The sequence below is a fragment of the Amphritea pacifica genome (assembly GCF_016924145.1).
Taxonomy (GTDB): Bacteria; Pseudomonadota; Gammaproteobacteria; order Pseudomonadales; family Balneatricaceae; genus Amphritea; species Amphritea pacifica.
The window spans coordinates 49,854-67,205 of record NZ_JAFFZO010000021.1 but is presented as its reverse complement, the minus strand read 5'-3'; the positions used below and the strand labels follow the sequence as shown (position 1 = coordinate 67,205).

The 17,352-nt window shown below is 51.4% G+C and carries 15 protein-coding genes; 7 read left to right on the top strand and 8 right to left on the bottom strand.

The genetic code is table 11. The features are described from left to right. Positions 1 to 143: 143 nt before the first annotated feature. The gene (gene mltF / locus JW499_RS13355) at positions 144 to 1,658 is read right to left on the bottom strand and encodes a membrane-bound lytic murein transglycosylase MltF (RefSeq protein ID WP_205211074.1); all 1,515 of its coding nucleotides are present in this window, start codon (positions 1,656 to 1,658) and stop codon (positions 144 to 146) included. A gap of 112 nt (positions 1,659 to 1,770) precedes the next feature. Here mltF and purL point away from each other — a divergent pair, with 112 nt between their 5' ends. After that, positions 1,771 to 5,673, top strand: a complete 3,903-nt coding sequence (gene purL, locus JW499_RS13350) for a phosphoribosylformylglycinamidine synthase (RefSeq protein ID WP_205211073.1) — start codon at positions 1,771 to 1,773, stop codon at positions 5,671 to 5,673. A gap of 71 nt (positions 5,674 to 5,744) precedes the next feature. Here purL and JW499_RS13345 read toward each other — a convergent pair whose 3' ends face one another. From JW499_RS13345 to JW499_RS13330, 4 genes are all read right to left on the bottom strand, one after another. Further along, positions 5,745 to 6,113 (bottom strand): rhodanese-like domain-containing protein, encoded by a 369-nt coding sequence (locus JW499_RS13345; RefSeq protein ID WP_205211072.1) that lies wholly within the window; start codon positions 6,111 to 6,113, stop codon positions 5,745 to 5,747. Between the two features lie 189 nt (positions 6,114 to 6,302). Next, positions 6,303 to 6,926: an OmpA family protein gene (locus JW499_RS13340; protein ID WP_205211071.1), complete on the bottom strand. Its 624-nt coding sequence runs from the start codon at positions 6,924 to 6,926 to the stop codon at positions 6,303 to 6,305. 115 nt (positions 6,927 to 7,041) lie between these two features. Beyond that, positions 7,042 to 7,341 (bottom strand): YciI family protein, encoded by a 300-nt coding sequence (locus JW499_RS13335; RefSeq protein ID WP_205211070.1) that lies wholly within the window; start codon positions 7,339 to 7,341, stop codon positions 7,042 to 7,044. A 10-nt stretch (positions 7,342 to 7,351) separates the two neighbouring features. Continuing rightward, a complete protein-coding gene (locus tag JW499_RS13330; RefSeq protein ID WP_205211069.1) occupies positions 7,352 to 7,909 on the bottom strand; it encodes a septation protein A in 558 nt (185 codons plus the stop codon). 38 nt (positions 7,910 to 7,947) lie between these two features. On the opposite strand from JW499_RS13330, the gene JW499_RS13325 reads away from it, so the two are divergent. The 4 genes from JW499_RS13325 to rluB all read left to right on the top strand — a co-directional run bounded on the left by JW499_RS13325 (position 7,948) and on the right by rluB (position 10,926). Further along, positions 7,948 to 8,823: a PHP domain-containing protein gene (locus tag JW499_RS13325; protein WP_205211068.1), complete on the top strand. Its 876-nt coding sequence runs from the start codon at positions 7,948 to 7,950 to the stop codon at positions 8,821 to 8,823. 49 nt (positions 8,824 to 8,872) lie between these two features. Further along, positions 8,873 to 9,493, top strand: coding sequence for an L-threonylcarbamoyladenylate synthase (locus JW499_RS13320; RefSeq protein WP_091359821.1), 621 nt, complete (start codon positions 8,873 to 8,875; stop codon positions 9,491 to 9,493). Positions 9,494 to 9,583: 90 nt separating this feature from the next. Next, complete coding sequence (locus JW499_RS13315; RefSeq protein ID WP_205211067.1) at positions 9,584 to 9,970, top strand: H-NS histone family protein; 387 nt, start codon at positions 9,584 to 9,586, stop codon at positions 9,968 to 9,970. 110 nt (positions 9,971 to 10,080) lie between these two features. After that, positions 10,081 to 10,926 carry a 23S rRNA pseudouridine(2605) synthase RluB gene (gene rluB, locus JW499_RS13310; protein WP_205211066.1) on the top strand — a complete coding sequence of 282 codons (846 nt, stop codon included), beginning with the start codon at positions 10,081 to 10,083 and terminating at the stop codon, positions 10,924 to 10,926. A 58-nt stretch (positions 10,927 to 10,984) separates the two neighbouring features. Here the strand turns inward: rluB and JW499_RS13305 are convergent, their stop codons facing one another. The 3 genes from JW499_RS13305 to ubiG form a co-directional block, all read right to left on the bottom strand. Further along, the gene (locus JW499_RS13305) at positions 10,985 to 11,725 is read right to left on the bottom strand and encodes a YciK family oxidoreductase (protein WP_205211065.1); all 741 of its coding nucleotides are present in this window, start codon (positions 11,723 to 11,725) and stop codon (positions 10,985 to 10,987) included. Positions 11,726 to 11,821: 96 nt separating this feature from the next. Then, on the bottom strand, positions 11,822 to 12,502 hold the full coding sequence (locus tag JW499_RS13300) for an HAD family hydrolase (RefSeq protein ID WP_205211064.1): 681 nt from the start codon (positions 12,500 to 12,502) through the stop codon (positions 11,822 to 11,824). Between the two features lie 3 nt (positions 12,503 to 12,505). Continuing rightward, the gene (gene ubiG / locus JW499_RS13295; protein ID WP_205211063.1) at positions 12,506 to 13,231 is read right to left on the bottom strand and encodes a bifunctional 2-polyprenyl-6-hydroxyphenol methylase/3-demethylubiquinol 3-O-methyltransferase UbiG; all 726 of its coding nucleotides are present in this window, start codon (positions 13,229 to 13,231) and stop codon (positions 12,506 to 12,508) included. A gap of 244 nt (positions 13,232 to 13,475) precedes the next feature. On the opposite strand from ubiG, the gene gyrA reads away from it, so the two are divergent. Together gyrA and serC are read left to right on the top strand one after the other, a co-directional pair. Beyond that, positions 13,476 to 16,124 (top strand): DNA gyrase subunit A, encoded by a 2,649-nt coding sequence (gene gyrA, locus JW499_RS13290; RefSeq protein ID WP_205211062.1) that lies wholly within the window; start codon positions 13,476 to 13,478, stop codon positions 16,122 to 16,124. A 145-nt stretch (positions 16,125 to 16,269) separates the two neighbouring features. Next, positions 16,270 to 17,352, top strand: a complete 1,083-nt coding sequence (gene serC, locus JW499_RS13285) for a 3-phosphoserine/phosphohydroxythreonine transaminase (RefSeq protein ID WP_205211061.1) — start codon at positions 16,270 to 16,272, stop codon at positions 17,350 to 17,352.

Here is a 17,352-nt window from a genome sequence, read left to right as displayed (position 1 = left end):
AAGTCGAAGAAGCATGGGGTCAGGCTTACTCAGTTGGATAGTTTAGATCAGCATTGTAATCGGCTTTGTGGCGGATGTGGAGATCTGCTAATACGATTGTTTCAAAAACTCTGTTGAATCAGGAGGCCGGACTGAGAGTCGCTTTACAGTGTTGAGGGTATGGTATCGATCATCTCCTGAACCGCTTCCTCACCATTGTTCAGAGGGGTTCCCGGCATCACTATTTCACCCTCATTTTCGGCCGGACTCAGTGGCGGTTTAGCCGCTTCGATCCTGGCCTTGCGCAGTTCCCAGTCAAGCAGGTCATAGTAGTTGCGGATATTTTTAACATAGAGAACCGGTTCATAGCCGCGGGCATATCCGTGACGCACGGTCTGATAATATTTTTTCTGGGTCAGCAGTGGCAGAAACTCTTTAACGTCGCTCCATTTGTCCGGATCTCTGCCTGCCCGTGCGGTCAGAACCCGGGCATCTTCAAGATGTCCGTAACCTATATTGTAGGAGGCCAGTGCGAACCAGACTCGCTCTTTGCCCTGAATTCTGTCGGGGATCTTGGCCATTACTTTCTGCAGATAGTAAGCCCCTCCCAGAATGCTCTCTGCCGGGTGGGTCCTGTCTTTAATACCCACTTCTCTGGCGGCCGCTCTGGTCAGCATCATCACCCCTTTCACACCGGTGGGGGAAACCGCTTTAGGGTTCCAGTGTGATTCCTGATAAGCGATTGAGGCCAGCAGTCGCCAGTCGATATCGGTCTCCTGCTCTGCCATCATGAAGTATTGTTCCAGCTTGCAGAAGCGCGATTCCAGGTCCGACCTGAAGGTCTCTATATCAACATAACCGAGACGGGTTTGTCGGGTCAGGTATTTCTTTTTGAGCTTAACAAGCAATTCCTGAGTAGCGGGTGCTTCAAAAAAACGGACGGTGGCGCGTTGCAGGCTCTGGTCGTTCTGTTTTATCAGCAACCATGCTACCTGTTCAGGTTTACTGAGCACCAGGGATTTTTTCAGACCGGGAAAGTAGGATTTCTGTGCATCGAAAACAAAGTCATCACTGATGGTGTAGTCGATCTCCTGTTCATACACATCTTCAAGCAATTCCGTGACGCTGCTGGTGGTTGTTTCCTGCCATTTGAGAAAGCTGTAGGTCTGTTTCAGCGTGCGCAGCAGTTCCGCGTGGCTGCTGTTGGCAATCACCTTAATGCTTTTATTTTCAAGATCGGCGATGGTTTTTGGTTCAGGTTTTCCCTGAGTAACTCGATAGATGAGGGTGGGAGTAGAGTAAGCGTAGGCAGGTGAGAAGCGGAAACTTTTTTTTCGTTCCTCTGTGATGGTCAGCCCGGCTGCGGCAATATGGGCGCTACGGTTCTGAACCAGGGTGAACACCTCGCCAAAGGTATCGGGAATGATCAGTTCCAGCTCTACTCCCAGATATTCGGCGAAGGCCTTCAGCAGTTCATATTCAAACCCGGTGGGGTTGCCGTTGTTGTCCTGATAATAGGTTGTCGATGTATTGCGGGTGGCAACCCTGAGTGTCCCGTTTTTCTGAATTGAATCAAGTTGGGTGTGGTGACTCTGGTTATAGAGCAACAGAGCCGCAAACAGTGATACTGAAATCAGCAGGAAAAGAAGCTCTTTGGCGTGAAATAAATTTATTCGCATAAGAAAATGGGCTTTTTCTGGTAACTAATCCGCTATTTCAGTAAAATTCGGCCTTAATTTTCTCCTACATACAACCTATCTGTTAGGCACACTCAAGAGGCTTGAAACTAACATGCTGGTACTGCGTGGAGCGCCTGCTCTTTCTGCTTTTCGTCACGATAAGCTGCTGTCTGCCCTGAAATCCCGAATTGCCCATATCACCGGCGTTTACGGTGAGTTTATGCATTTCGCTGATCTGGAAAATAACCTGTCCGATCAGGAGCAAAACACGCTGGAGCGTATCCTTTGCTACGGCCCTAAAGCTAAAGTGGAAGAGCCTTCAGGTCAATTGATTTTAGTCATACCCCGTCCGGGTACGATCTCTCCGTGGTCCTCTAAAGCCACTGATATAGCCAGAAACTGTGGTTTGCAGAGCATCAAACGGCTGGAACGCGGAACTGCCTATTTTGTGCATTCTGAGCAGCCACTGAGTGATGGAGAACTGGAGCTGGTGCGTGCAGAGTTGCATGATCGTATGGTTGAGGCGACGCTCAGTCGTGTTGATGAGGCGAGCCAGCTGTTTCGTACTGATCAGCCTGCGCCGCTGACGCTGGTGGATATTCTGGCTGGTGGTCGCGATGCACTGGTTAAAGCGAATACTGACCTGGGTCTGGCGCTGGCAGATGATGAGATCGATTATCTGGTGGCGAGCTTTACTGAATTGGGACGGAATCCTGCCGATGTTGAGCTGATGATGTTTGCTCAGGCGAACTCAGAGCATTGTCGGCATAAAATTTTCAACGCCTCCTGGGATATCGATGGCGAAGCTCAGGAAAAATCCCTGTTTGCGATGATCCGTAACACCAATGAGCTGGGTGGCGAGAATATTCTTTCTGCTTACTCTGATAATGCAGCGGTAATGGTGGGCTCTGAGGCCGGGCGTTTCTTCCCTGACCCGCAAACTAAAGAGTATGGCTACCATCAGGAAAGTATTGAGATCCTGATGAAGGTTGAGACACATAACCATCCGACTGCGATTGCGCCGCACTCCGGTGCTGCTACCGGTTCCGGTGGTGAGATCCGTGACGAGGGCGCGACCGGTAAAGGCTCTAAACCAAAAGCGGGTCTGACCGGCTTTACCGTGTCTGATCTTAAGATTCCCGGTTTTGTACAACCATGGGAATCGGATTACGGCAAGCCTGAGCGGATCGTCTCGGCGCTGGATATTATGCTCGAAGGTCCCATCGGTGGGGCTGCGTTCAACAACGAATTTGGTCGTCCAGCCCTGAACGGATATTTCCGTACCTTCGAACAGCGCGTTAATGGTGCGGCCGGAGAAGAGGTGCGTGGTTATCACAAGCCGATCATGATTGCCGGTGGTTACGGGAACATTCGTACCGATCATGTTGATAAAGGTGAGATCGATGTGGGCGCGAAACTGATCTGTCTGGGCGGGCCTGCTATGCAGATCGGTCTGGGCGGCGGTGCAGCCTCTTCTATGTCTTCTGGCACTTCCTCTGCGGATCTTGATTTTGCCTCTGTTCAGCGGGATAACCCCGAGCTGGAACGGCGCTGCCAGGAAGTGATCGATCAGTGCTGGCAGCAGGGGGATGCTAACCCGATCGCCTTTATCCATGATGTGGGGGCTGGTGGCCTGTCCAATGCCTTCCCTGAGCTGGTTAAAGATGGTGGGCGTGGCGGTAATTTTGAGCTGCGCAACGTCAATAATGATGAGCCGGGAATGTCACCGCTGGCGATCTGGTGTAACGAAGCACAGGAGCGCTATGTGCTGGCTGTTATGCCGGAAGATATGCCGCGCTTTGAAGCGATCTGTGCCCGTGAGCGCTGCCCCTATGCGGTTGTGGGTACGGCGACCGATGAGAAACATCTGACTCTGAGCGATGCTCATTTTGGCAATAAACCGGTTGACCTGCCGATGAGTGTACTCTTTGGTAAACCGCCCAAAATGCACCGCTCGGTCAATCGAATCAGTTATGAAGTGCCAGCCTTTGATGCCAGCGGTATCGATCTGAAAGAGGCCGCTGACCGGGTGCTGAAGCTTCCCGCTGTTGCGTCAAAGTCCTTTCTGATCACCATTGGCGATCGCTCTATTACCGGACAGGTGGCCCGTGATCAGATGGTGGGGCCATGGCAGGTACCGGTGGCGAACTGTGCTGTGACGACCGCTGCGTTTGATACCTATGCCGGTGAGGCGATGGCGATGGGAGAGCGGACGCCGCTGGCGCTGGTTGACTCTCCTGCCTCGGGCCGGATGGCGGTGGGTGAAACTGTTACCAATCTGGCGTCAGCCAGAATCGGCAATATTATCGATATTAAACTCTCTGCCAACTGGATGTGTGCTGCCGGTCACCCGGGTGAAGATGAGAAATTGTACGACACCGTTAAAGCAGTGGGAATGGAGCTGTGTCCGGAACTGGGAATTACCATTCCGGTGGGCAAAGACTCTATGTCGATGCGTACCGTCTGGAATGACGAGGGTGAAGATAAGTCGGTAACGGCGCCGACTTCGCTGATTATCACCGGCTTTGCGCCGGTGCTGGATGTACGCAAGACGCTGACGCCGCAATTGCAGACCGATATTGACGAGACGGACCTGATTCTGCTGGATCTGGGTAACGGTCAGAACCGGCTGGGTCTGTCTGCTCTGGCGCAGGTGTATAACGAGGTTGGCCAGGATGTGCCCGATGTCGATGACCCTGAACAGCTGGTGGCGTTCTTTACTGCGATTCAGGAGCTCAACGAACAGGGTTTGCTTCTGGCATACCATGATCGTGCCGATGGCGGCCTGTTTACCACCATTGCCGAGATGGCATTTGCCGGACACACCGGTGTCGATATCAATCTGGATATGCTGGCAACCGATAGCTCTGAATTTGCAGCTGCCCTGTTTGCTGAAGAACTGGGAGCGGTGATTCAGGTTAAGCGTGCTGATCTGCAAAGTGTGCTGACTGAACTGAATGCGGCCGGCCTGGCAGAGATCACCAAGGTGATCGGTTCGGTTAATCTGGATGATGAGCTGCGGGTTCATTTTGATGATGAGGAGATCTATTCCGAGTCCCGCACAACCTTGCAGCGGGCCTGGGCCGAAACCTCTTACCGGATGCAGTCTTTAAGGGATAACTCTGACTGTGCGCAGCAGGAGTTTGATACCCTGTTAGATAAGCACAATCCAGGCCTGCATGCTGAACTGACCTTTGATCAGAACGACAATGTTGCGGCACCCTTTATTCAGACCGGTGTGCGCCCTGAGATGGCGATCATTCGTGAGCAGGGTGTTAATGGCCAGATAGAGATGGGCGCGGCCTTTGACCGGGCCGGTTTTGCTGCCGTTGATGTCCATATGAGCGATATTCTGGAAGGGCGGGTTGAGCTGGAGCGCTTTAAAGGTCTGGTGGCCTGTGGCGGCTTCTCTTACGGTGACGTTCTGGGGGCTGGTGAGGGCTGGGCTAAATCGATTCTGTTCAACACTCGTGCACGGGATCAGTTTGAAGCGTTCTTCAATCGTGAAGATACCTTCGCGCTGGGTATCTGTAACGGCTGTCAGATGCTGTCTAACCTGCATGAGCTGATTCCGGGGGCTGACCTCTGGCCGCATTTTGTGCGCAATATGTCTGAGCAGTTTGAAGCCCGTGTAGCGATGGTTGAGGTGCAGGAGAGTCAGTCTGTGTTCCTGCAGGGGATGGCTGGTTCGCGTATGCCGATCGCTGTGGCTCACGGTGAGGGACGGGCGGAGTTCACCGATCAGACCCATCTGGCCAACCTGCAGAGTTCTGGCGCAGTCGCGCTGCGCTATGTGGATAACTATGGCCGGGTGACTGAGTCTTATCCAGCTAACCCGAATGGCTCACCTGATGGCATTACGGGTGTGACCACTACTGATGGCCGGGTGACCATCATGATGCCACACCCGGAACGGGTGTTCCGTGCGGTCACCAATAGCTGGGCTCCGGGGCATTGGGAAGAAGATGGTGCCTGGATGCGGATGTTCCGCAATGCCCGGGTATGGGTGGGTTAAATAAAAAACGAAACGCGCCGGAAGGCGCGTTTATTTGTTGCAGGAACCGAAGCTACGCATTCTGCTCGGGGCTAGCTGCCACCCGAACTTTCCGTAGGGAGGTGCGCTTTCCACCAGGCCCTCATACCGCCGCTAAGCTCGCGGGCACTATAGTTCGCTCTGATCAGTTTGCGTGTTGCCGGCTTGCTGCGATGGGCAGAAAGGCAGATACAGATAACCGGCTTATCTGCGGGTAGTTTGTCTATCAGATCATGAGTGAGTGTGTGCAGGGGGATCGAGAGTGCGCCGGGAATATGGCTTTTATTAAACTCCAGCTTTGTGCGTACATCAATGAGCAGGTACTGTTCCGGGTTTCGCGCCAGATGGTCAGGAGAGATAGAAGGGACCAGGCCAAAAGGGAGCCAGCTGAGCCAGCGGGGCAGGCCTTTTCTGATCGTCATCTGCACACCGGGAGTGTAATGGGGTAGACGCTGACGACGGTGAGCAGGCAGTCGATTGATCGGGTAAAATTTTTCATCATATTGGTCGCTGGCAGAGCGAAAAAAACCGGTTAGCGCAGATAGGAGAGTGCGGTAACCGGCTTTATCAAACTTAACTGCCTATTGTGCAGTTAACGTCACCATATCAGATTACTGTTGAACCATGACCTTTTTCTGACCGCTGATAGTTACTTCTACGCGGCGGTTTTCTCTCAGGCAGGCTTTGCGTGACGCACCGGTATCGGTACATACCTTAACTGGATCCGCTTCACCGAAAGAGTAGGACACGACTTTGTCTGTTTCGATACCGGCCTCAACCAGAGCTGCGTCTACTGCTTCAACGCGACGCTTGGAAAGTGCATCATTATAAGCGTTGGTACCGATAGAGTCAGTGTAGCCTTTCAGCTCGATAGAGTTCAGTTTAGCCAGGGAACCTACATAGTTTACGATAGGGCTGACGTCAGTTACTTTGCTGCTGTCGAAGTCGAAGTAGATGATGTGGCTTTCCTGGGCATCGATCATCTTCATCATCATTTTAGGTGCTGGAGCAGGTGCTGGCGCAGGTGCCGGAGCGGCCATTGCAGGTTCTGCTCCGCACTCAACAGTTTTGTCCTCTTCAGTCCAGTAGCCGTGCTGCCAGCATTCGCCGTAACCGGTTTTCCAGACGGTGTCAGTAGAGTTGGTAGCATAACCGGCATTGGTTGGGTGGGCGTTGGCAACTGCAGATAATCCCATTGATAGCGCCAGAGCGGTTGTGAGAGCAAGTTTCTTCATCGTATACATCCTTATGTTGTAATTTTCATCGAGTGTTGGCTATTTATACCAGTTCAACCTGAACCTAAGTTAAACAGAGTGTTCTGATAAGGGTATTTAAGCCTAAAAAGCGACACTATGGTAAAACTTTTTTGTATGGTTTTACCATCACCTGTCGATAAACACCTGCTTTTATATAAGGATCCTGGTCTGCCCAGGACTGTGCCTGTGATAACGATTCAAATTCTGCGATGACAAGGCTGCCAGTGAAGCCTGCAGGGCCTGGATCTTCGCTGTCAATTGCCGGGTGTGGTCCGGCAACCAGAAGTTTCCCTGCATCCCGCAGAGTTTCAAGACGAGCCAGGTGATCAGGTCTGGCTGCCATGCGCTGTTCAAGAGTCCCGGGGTTATCTTCGCTGATAATGGCGTAAAGCATTATGACATCCTTAGTTTTCGCTGTGGTTTTCGTTGCTGTCGGGCTTGATATGTTTTGAAATGTAGAAGCCCTGCAGCAAAATAAAGATCAGAGTAAGCCCCAGCATGCCGAACAGTTTGAAGTTGACCCAGGTTTCTTCGCTCATAGTATAGGCCACATACAGGTTTACACCACCCAGAATAAGGTAGAATATGATCCAGGCAATATTCAGTTGTGTCCAGGCTCGGGAAGGCATTTCAATGGTGCCATCCATGAGTCGCTGAATGATGGTTTTCGTGCCGATAAACTGACTTCCCAGAAACGCCAGGGCGAACAGCCAGGTGACGACGGTGGGTTTCCACTGAATAAAGGTTTTATCCTGAAACAGTATAGTAGCCCCACCCAGAATAACGACTAATCCAAGCGTGACTAATTGAATCATCTCGATCTTATGGGTCTTTATCCAGGTGTAGAGCATCTGTAGCAGGGTGGCGGGAATCAAAACCGCGGTGGCCAGAATGATATCGTCGGTGCTTTTATAGACGATAAAGAAGATAATGACCGGCAGAAAATCCAGAAGTAGTTTCATAACAACATTTTTTTGATTAGAAGTGGGTCGATTATAGAGTGAGCCAGTTAAGTTATAAACCCGAATCCTGTGGGGAATTGCCTTTCAGTGACCTTCATTGTCACTCCTGCTACTCCGATGGTGAGCTGACGCCCGCTGAGCTGCTTAAAGGGGCTGCTGATAAAGGGGTTGGCGTATTCGCGATTACCGACCATGATACTGTTGTCGGAGTCAGGGAGTTTAAGTCAGCAGCAGTTGAGTATGAGATTCAGGCGATAGCGGGAACCGAACTGACCTCTCAGTGGGGCAGGAGTATGGTGCATATCATCGGCCTGGGGTTTGATGAAACGGATGCAGCGTTGACAAACTACCTGAAAAAAATTGATGAACTACGTCTGGTTCGCGCCAGTCTTATTTCGAAAAGGCTGTGTAAGCGTAATATTCCCGATCTGCTTCCCCGGGCGTTGGAGTTGGCTGGAAGTGGTCAGATTGGTCGCCCTCATTTTGCTTTTGCGATGGTAGAAGCTGGTGTAGTTAATAATGAAACGCAAGCCTTCAACCGTTATTTAGGTGCCGGGAAAATAGGTGATGTTAAAGTTGACTGGCCAACAATGGAGCAGGCGATTGATATTATTCATCAGGCTGGAGGAATCGCGGTTCTGGCACACCCGACAAAATATAATATGACCTTTACTAAGGTGAGGCTATTAACAGGTGCCTTTTCTGAGCAGGGTGGTGATGCAATTGAAATAAGCTATCCGGGTATTGAGTCAGGGCATCTGTTGCAGCTGGATAAGCTCGCCTCAAAACATAAACTGATGGTATCAGCGGGCAGTGATTTCCATAAAAGGCAGTTTCACTGGACGGGTATTGGAAAATATCCACGTTATAGTAGCAATAATCCCCATGTGCTTTCTAAATTGCTTCAGGATTAACTGAATATTCAGTAAAATAGATTTAATTACATTTGTGGAAGGGTTTCCCGTGAGCCAGCTGTTTCAGATCCATCCTGACAATCCCCAGTCGCGTCTGATCAATCAGGCTGTTGATATCATAAAAAAAGGTGGGGTTGTTGTTTATCCTACCGATTGTGCTTATGCCTTAGGCTGCCATCTGGGAGATAAGTCGGCTGTTGATAAGATTAAGCGTATCCGCAAACTGGATGATAAGCATAACTTTACACTGGTCTGTCGTGACCTGTCTGAAATTGGCACGTATGCTAAAGTAAATAACTCGGTATACCGCTTGCTAAAAGCTATGACACCGGGCGCATATACTTTTATTTTAAATGCGACAACGGAAGTGCCGCGCCGTTTATTACATCCTAAACGACGCACAATAGGTCTTAGAATTCCACAGAATAATATCGCTTTGCAGCTCATGGATGCATTAGGCGAGCCGATAATGAGTACCTCCCTTATTATGCCCGGGGAGGAGCTGCCGTTGATAGATCCTTATGAAATCCGGGATCTGTTACAGCATGAGGTTGATCTTGTTATTGATGGTGGCTATTGCGGAATGGAAGCGACCTCTGTGATTAATCTGGTAGATGATGTGCCTGTCATTATTCGGCGTGGTGCCGGTGATGTTTCTGATTTTGAATAAATAAACTTAATAAGTTTTTATTGAAAAAAAGTAATACATAATCAATAATTCAGGCCTGTTCCCAAACTAATTTTATATTGGTGATTTATAATGACCGACTTTGTGAAACTTCTTACCCGTAAAAACTCACTGCGTAAACAGTGTCAGACACTTTCCAGTGCTGATATTGAAAAAGCCATTGCCGATCTGACTGAAATTCTGGAAGAAAAGCAGGCACAGGAAGAGGAATTGCTGGCAGTTGAGCGTGAGCGCGCAGAAAAAATTGAAGCAATTAAGCAGAGCATGCAGGAGGCAGGTATTGGTCTGGATGATCTGATGGTTCTGGTTGATGCGCCGGTTAAGAAAAAGGTCGCACCTAAGTATCAGATTAAGGATGAAAATGGCGAAGTGCATCAGTGGTCGGGGCGTGGCCGGACTCCTGCAGTATTTCAGGCTGCTTTTGCCAAAGGTAAAACGAAAGAAGACTTCTTAATTTAATCACTCCTTTCCGTTATTATTAAAAAGCTCTTCGGCACAGCGTCGAGGAGCTTTTTTGTTTGTTTTTTTCAGAAACCTTTTTCAGGTTTCTTATATGTGAGGATGCGTCGGTGACAGACGAAAAACTGCAGAAAGTTTTGGCGCGTTCCGGATTGGGTTCACGTCGTGAGATGGAACGTTGGATAGACGCTGGTCGTATTGTTGTGAACGGCCAGGTTGCAACGCTCGGCGACAGAGTCTCGGTTCGGGATGAAGTAGAAGTTGACGGGCAGGCACAGAAAATGGTGTTTGATCGTGATAGTGAGCGCCGGGTGCTTATTTATAATAAGCCATTAGGTGAGGTGGCGACCCGCCATGATCCGGAAGGGCGTCCTACGGTGTTTGATCATCTGCCGCCGCTGAAACAGGGGCGCTGGATCGCTGTGGGGCGACTGGATATCAATACCTCAGGCCTGTTGTTGTTCACTACTGATGGTGAATTGGCTAATAACCTGATGCACCCCTCTGCGAATATTGATCGTGAGTATGCGGTGCGCATTCTGGGTGAAGTCGATGAGGCGATGATTACACGACTGAAAAAAGGGGTGCTGCTGGATGATGGTATGGCCCGCTTTACCGATGTGCAGTTTTTTAATGGTGAAGGCGCTAACAAGTGGTATCACGTCTGTATTATGGAGGGACGTAATCGCGAAGTACGGCGTTTGTGGGAGTCTCAGGAGGTTCAGGTGAGTCGCCTCAAACGTGTGCGTTACGGACCGTTCTTCCTGCCCAGTGAGGTTAAGGCGGGGCACTGGAAGGAGTTGTCACAGAAAGAGATTAATATGCTGTCCAGTATGATGGACATGAAACAGAAGCATAACAAGCCGCTATCGGTGAAAGAGAAAGACGCCGCTGAGCGGCGGGCAAAACGACAGAAGACACGCCGCTCTGTCGGCCCGAAGCGCTCTGAAAGGTAAAACCAAAACGCAGCTTCATTCTGAAGCTGCGTTTTTTTATGTATGAAGGGCCTGAACGTTATTGGGCATCGAGTGACTGGCCGTTGACCGAACGGCTGTCACGACCCATCAGGTAGAGGTAGAGGGGCATGATCTCTTGTGGGGTTGGATTGCTTTCCGGATTTTCAGCCGGATAAGCATTGGCTCTCATATCGGTTCGGGTCGCGCCGGGATTGATGGCGTTGACGCGGATATTGGGGTTGTGCTCCAGTTCATCCGCGAGCACCTGCATCAGGCCTTCGGTGGCGAATTTAGACACAGCATAAGCGCCCCAGAATGCTTTGCCTTTGCGGCCGACCCCGGAGGAGGTGAAGATGATAGAAGCGTCTTCTGATGCGTCTGTCAGCGACAGTAGTGCCTGAGTCAGCATAAAGGTGCTGTTGACATTAACCTGCATCACCTGCTGCCAGATAACCGGGTCATAGCTCTCAACTGGTGTGCGGATGCCGAGGGTTCCGGCATTGTGTAAGATCCCGTCAACTCTGCCAAACTCCTGTTCCAGTGTGGCCGCGAGATTATCAAAGTCAGTTTCGCCGGCGGTTTCCAGGTTAAGCGTGATAATAGCTGCCTGAGGGTAACCGGCGGCTTCTATCTCATCGTATACGGCATTCAGTTTTTCTTCGGTCCGACCCAGCAGAATAACGGTGGCGCCGTGAGCGGCGTAGCTAAGGGCTGCCGCCCGCCCGATACCGCTGCCAGCTCCGGTAACCAGAATAATTTTGTCCTGCAGTAAGTTTTCCGGTGCCTGATAATCGTACATGACAGCTCCTGTGTCTGAAGGCTAAGGTTGAGTGGCTGGCCGGTGTGCTCTGTCGTTTGTTGCGCACTGATGGTTCGGTCTGGCCTTATATTTTACTTAGCGGTTGCAATAAAGGGTTTCTAAAATCGGGCGGATCTCATCAGCGTGATCTACCCGGTAATGGCTGTTCCAGCTGACGATATTTTCGCCGCTATCAATATAGCCGTAACTGGCCGCAATCGTCTGCATGCCAGCATTGAGTCCTGCTTCAATATCCCTGCGATGGTCGCCGATATATACACTGCGTTCCGGTGTTATTCCCAGCTTATTACAGGCCAGGAACAGGGCTTCCGGATGGGGTTTTTTCTCGCGCACATGATCCGGGCAGATCACGGTGCCTGCGGCCGGTTGCAGGTTCAGTCCCTGCATCAGCGGCGTGGTATAACGCTCGGGTTTGTTGGTCACGATCCCCCAGGGGATGCTGTTCTCCCCCAGCCAGTTGAGCAGGTTTTGTATGCCGGGAAACGGTTTTGTGTCTACGTCCAGGTGTTGCAGGTAGAGCTCCAGCATCCGTTGATGCAGTGTGTCGAAATCGGTCGTATGCTCGTCGGTTTGGAATGCTGCGCAGACCATCGCCCGGGCACCATTGGAGACGTAACCTCTGAGGAAATCATAGCTGACAGGCGGTTGCTGCTGCTCGGCCAGAAGCTGATTGATTACATGGTGAAAATCCGGTGCGGTATCAAGCAGTGTGCCGTCAAGGTCGAACAGTACGGCTTCTGGCAGGGCTCTGTTCATTGTTCAGTCCGGCTTGCGGGTAGCGACCATGTAATTGACATCCACATCCCGGTCGTTAAGTTTGTAAGCTTTGCTCAGTGGGTTGTATGTCAGGCCGGTTATTTTTTCGCTCTGCAGGCCGCTCTGGCGTATCCAGCTTGCCAGCTCGGAAGGGCGGATAAATTTCTTGAAATCGTGGGTGCCTTTGGGTACGAGCTTAAGCAGGTGTTCTGCCCCGACAATCGCCATCATATAGCTTTTAGGGTTGCGGTTGAGAGTGGAGAAAAACACGTAACCGCCAGGCTTTACCAACTGGCTGCAGGCATCAACAATAGATGATGGGTCAGGTACATGCTCCATCATCTCCATGCAGGTGACGATATCGAAACTCTGTGGCTGCTCGGTGGCCAGCTGTTCCACGGTGACCTGGCGGTAAGAGACGTTGACGCCGCTTTCCAGGCCGTGCAGTTTGGCAACCTTGAGGGGCGCTTCTCCCATATCGATGCCGGTCACTGCGGCACCCCGGTGAGCCATCGCTTCGGAGAGAATGCCGCCACCACAGCCGACATCCAGTACGGTTTTGCCATTCAGCGAGGCGATACGGTCGATAAAGTCCACCCGCAGTGGGTTGATGTCATGCAGGGGTTTGAACTCACTTTCGCGGTCCCACCAGCGGCTGGCCAGTTCTTCAAATTTCGCTATCTCCTGAGGATCGATATTTGCGCCGTTGTTGCTTTGTGTATCAGTCATAATATGCCGCCAAAGGCTAGTGTCTGGAGAAAATTCTGCGCCATTCTAGCACCGCTGGAGGGGCGAATACAGATTGTCTGGCGGGTTCCTGCTGATAACCCTGATTCAGGTGTCCAAGACCTTAATTTTGCGAGAATATTGCCATTTCTTTATGGTATACTCGCGGGCTTATGGTTTACCGCTTTCAGGGTGGGATTAACCACTTAATTCTCAGCAGTCAGATTCAAGGATAGCCAGAGCTATTATGGGTGATTTAGCCAGAGAGATTCTGCCAGTAAACATCGAAGATGAACTGAAGCAGTCATATCTGGATTACGCCATGAGCGTAATCGTGGGGCGTGCGTTACCAGACGTACGGGATGGACTTAAGCCAGTACACCGTCGGGTGCTGTTCGCCATGAGCGAACTGGGCAACGACTGGAATAAGGCGTACAAAAAATCTGCCCGTGTGGTGGGTGACGTAATCGGTAAATATCACCCTCATGGTGATAGTGCAGTGTATGACACCATCGTGCGGATGGCTCAGCCGTTTTCGATGCGCTATATGCTGGTCGACGGTCAGGGTAACTTCGGCTCAGTGGATGGTGATTCCGCTGCGGCGATGCGTTATACCGAGATCCGCATGGCCAAGATCTCGCACGAGTTGCTGGCCGATCTCGATAAAGAAACCGTTGATTTTGTACCCAACTATGATGGCACGGAACAGATTCCGGAAGTGTTGCCTACCAAGGTGCCAACACTGCTGGTCAATGGTTCTGCAGGTATCGCCGTGGGTATGGCAACCAATATTCCGCCCCATAATCTGGGCGAAATCGTACGTGGTTGTATTGCGCTGATTGATAATCCGGATCTCGGTATCGATGGCCTTATGGAATATATCCCGGCACCGGACTTTCCGACCGGAGCCATTATCAATGGCCGCGCGGGTATTCTGCAGGCCTATCAGACCGGTCGTGGACGGATCTATCTGCGGGCTAAGCACCATATCGAGACCAATGATAAAAACGGTAAAGAGTCGATTATCTTTACTGAGATCCCCTATCAGGTTAACAAGGCGCGGCTGATCGAGAAGATCGCTGAGTTGGTTAAAGAGAAGAAGCTCGAAGGGATTACCGAACTGCGTGATGAGTCCGATAAGGACGGCATGCGCATCGTTGTTGAGCTGCGCAAAGGTGAAGTGTCTGAAGTTGTGGTGAACAACCTCTTTATTCAGACTCAGCTGCAGAACGTTTTCGGTATCAACATGGTGGCGCTGGTTGATGGACAGCCGCGCACGCTGGACCTGAAGTCAATTCTGGAATGCTTTATCCGTCACCGCCGCGAAGTGGTGACCCGTCGTACCGTTTACCTGCTGCGCAAAGCGCGTGAGCGGGGGCATATCCTGGAAGGTCTGGCGATTGCGCTGGCCAATATCGATGCCGTTATCGAGATGATCAAGAGCTCGCCTACTCCGGCGGAAGCCAAAGAGCGTCTGATCGAAACCTCGTGGCAGCCAGGTGAGGTGACGGTGATGCTGGAACGGGCGGGTGAGAATGCCTGTCGTCCGGAAGATCTGGAAGCTCAGTATGGCATGCACGATGGGGTTTATCATCTGTCTCCGGCGCAGGCGCAGGCCATCCTTGAGTTGCGTCTGCACCGTCTGACCGGTCTGGAACATGACAAGCTGATTGCGGAGTATCGTGAACTGCTGGATCGGATCGCAGAGCTGCTGGCCATTCTCAACAGCCCCGAACGGTTGATGGAAGTAATTCGTGAAGAGCTGGAGCTGATTGTTGAAGAGTATGGCGATGAGCGTCGCACCGATGTGATCGCTTCGCAGCAGGACTTTACGGTTGCCGATCTGATCGCTGAAGAGGATATGGTGGTTACCATCTCGCACGGTGGTTATGCCAAGACCCAGCCGCTGACGATGTATCAGGCTCAGCGTCGTGGTGGTAAGGGGCGCTCTGCGACGGCCGTTAAAGATGAAGATTTCATCGAGAAACTGCTGATCGCCAGTACCCATGACACGATTCTCTGCTTTACCAATCTGGGTAAAGTGTACTGGCTGAAAGTGTATGAGATTCCCCAGGCGAGCCGGGCGGCCAGAGGCCGGCCAATCGTGAATATTCTGCCGTTGCAGGAGGGTGAGCGTATTACCACCATTCTGCCGGTGAATGAGTATGCGGATGAGCACTATGTGTTTATGGCAACCGCTGACGGAACCGTGAAGAAGACTCCACTGGTTAACTTCTCCCGTCCCCGTTCCACCGGTCTGATTGCGCTGGCGCTGGATGAGGGGGATACCCTGATCGGTGCCGCTATCACCGATGGCACCGCTGAGGTGATGCTGGTCTCCAGTGAGGGTAAATCGATCCGTTTCCCTGAAGATGATGTGCGCCCAATGGGTCGTACCGCACGGGGGGTTCGCGGTATCAAACTGAAGAATGATGCCCGGGTTATCTCGCTGATTATTCCGCAGGAAAACGGCCGCATTCTGACCACCAGTATCAATGGCTTCGGTAAGCAGACCGCCGTTGAAGACTTCCCCACCTATGGTCGTGGTGGTCAGGGCGTGATTGCGATGCAGTGTACTGACCGTAATGGCGCGCTGATCGGCGCGGTACAGATGTTTGAAGGCGATGATGTGATGCTGATCAGTGATCAGGGTACGCTGGTTCGCACCCGTAGTGATGAGATCTCTGTACTGGGTCGTAATACTCAGGGGGTCCGTGTTATCCGGGTGGCTGAGGGTGAAAATCTGGTAGGTGTGGCGCGGATTGAGGAGCCTGAGGTGTCAGAGGAAGAGCTGATAGAGGCAGGCGTCATCGAAGGGGAGGCGGGGCCGGTTGTTGACGGTGATGATAACCCCTCCGACTCACCTGAAACGCCCGCCAGCGACACCGAAGAATAACCCCGGTGGTTAAACTAATGTGCGGCTCCGGCCGCACATTTTTGTATCGGACCTGTGTGGCTGATTTTTAATAGAATCTGTTTCATCTCTCTGAGTGAAACTTTTTTCTGATCGTTAATACGAACTTTGTAGCAGATCTATCATAATGACACGTAATTATAATTTCAGTGCGGGTCCCTCTGCACTGCCTGAAGATGTCCTCAAGCAGGCTCAGCAAGAACTTTTAGACTGGCATGGCCTGGGTCTTTCCATCATGGAGATGAGTCACCGCAGCGATGAGTTTGTCGGTGTCGCAGCGGAGGCGGAACAGGATCTGCGGGATCTGATGCAGATTCCGGATAATTATAAGGTGCTGTTTATGCAGGGTGGCGCCAGCAGTCAGTTCAGCATGATCCCTATGAACCTGCTGCGGGGAAAAACCAGCGCCGACTATATTAATACCGGTGACTGGTCGAAGAAGGCGATACAGGAAGCATCTCGCTATTGCGAGGTAAACGTTGCCGCCACCACGGCGGAGAATAATTTCACCAGCGCTCCGGCGCAGCATGAGTTGAAGCTTAATCCTGATGCGGCCTATGTGCATTACACGCCAAATGAAACCATCCGCGGCGTTGAATTTGATTACATCCCGGACACCGGAGATGTTCCGCTGGTGGCCGATATGTCATCCAATATATTGTCCCGCCCTGTTGATGTTAGTCGCTTTGGTATGATCTATGCCGGTGCACAGAAAAATATCGGTCCGGCAGGGCTGACAGTGGTTATTGTTCGGGAAGATCTGTTGGGGAATGTTTTGCCAGCAACGCCGGCGCTCTATGATTACAAAGTGAATGCCGATGCTGATTCCATGCTTAATACCCCGCCAACCTTTGGCTGGTATCTGGCTGGTCTGGTTTTTATATGGCTGAAAGCGCAGGGTGGCGTTGAAGGGATTGCTGAGATTAACCGACGCAAAGCGGAAAAGCTCTATACTGCTATTGATAGTAACCCTTTCTACTCAAACCCGGTGGCGACACCTGTGCGGTCATGGATGAATGTGCCCTTTATTCTGGCCAATGCTGACCTGGATAAACGTTTTCTGCAAGAAGCTCAGGAGCAGGGCTTGCTGAACCTTCCGGGGCATCGTTCAGTAGGGGGGATGCGGGCAAGTATCTATAACGCGGTCCCCGAAGAGGCGGTTGATGCGCTGATCGCCTTTATGCAGGACTTTTCGCAGCGTCACGGCTAA

Bases quoted from the DNA above. Each gene is read 5' to 3' on its own strand.
- JW499_RS13305 (WP_205211065.1), bottom strand. From the start codon at position 11,725: ATGTACGATTATCAGGCACCGGAAAACTTACTGCAGGACAAAATTATT.
- JW499_RS13345 (WP_205211072.1), bottom strand. From the start codon at position 6,113: ATGACGATCAGAAAAGGCCTGCCCCGCTGGCTCAGCTGGCTCCCTTTT.
- JW499_RS13340 (WP_205211071.1), bottom strand. From the start codon at position 6,926: ATGAAGAAACTTGCTCTCACAACCGCTCTGGCGCTATCAATGGGATTA.
- JW499_RS13300 (WP_205211064.1), bottom strand. From the start codon at position 12,502: ATGAACAGAGCCCTGCCAGAAGCCGTACTGTTCGACCTTGACGGCACA.
- serC (WP_205211061.1), top strand. From the start codon at position 16,270: ATGACACGTAATTATAATTTCAGTGCGGGTCCCTCTGCACTGCCTGAA.
- purL (WP_205211073.1), top strand. From the start codon at position 1,771: ATGCTGGTACTGCGTGGAGCGCCTGCTCTTTCTGCTTTTCGTCACGAT.
- ubiG (WP_205211063.1), bottom strand. From the start codon at position 13,231: ATGACTGATACACAAAGCAACAACGGCGCAAATATCGATCCTCAGGAG.
- gyrA (WP_205211062.1), top strand. From the start codon at position 13,476: ATGGGTGATTTAGCCAGAGAGATTCTGCCAGTAAACATCGAAGATGAA.
- JW499_RS13335 (WP_205211070.1), bottom strand. From the start codon at position 7,341: ATGCTTTACGCCATTATCAGCGAAGATAACCCCGGGACTCTTGAACAG.
- mltF (WP_205211074.1), bottom strand. From the start codon at position 1,658: ATGCGAATAAATTTATTTCACGCCAAAGAGCTTCTTTTCCTGCTGATT.
- JW499_RS13330 (WP_205211069.1), bottom strand. From the start codon at position 7,909: ATGAAACTACTTCTGGATTTTCTGCCGGTCATTATCTTCTTTATCGTC.
- JW499_RS13315 (WP_205211067.1), top strand. From the start codon at position 9,584: ATGACCGACTTTGTGAAACTTCTTACCCGTAAAAACTCACTGCGTAAA.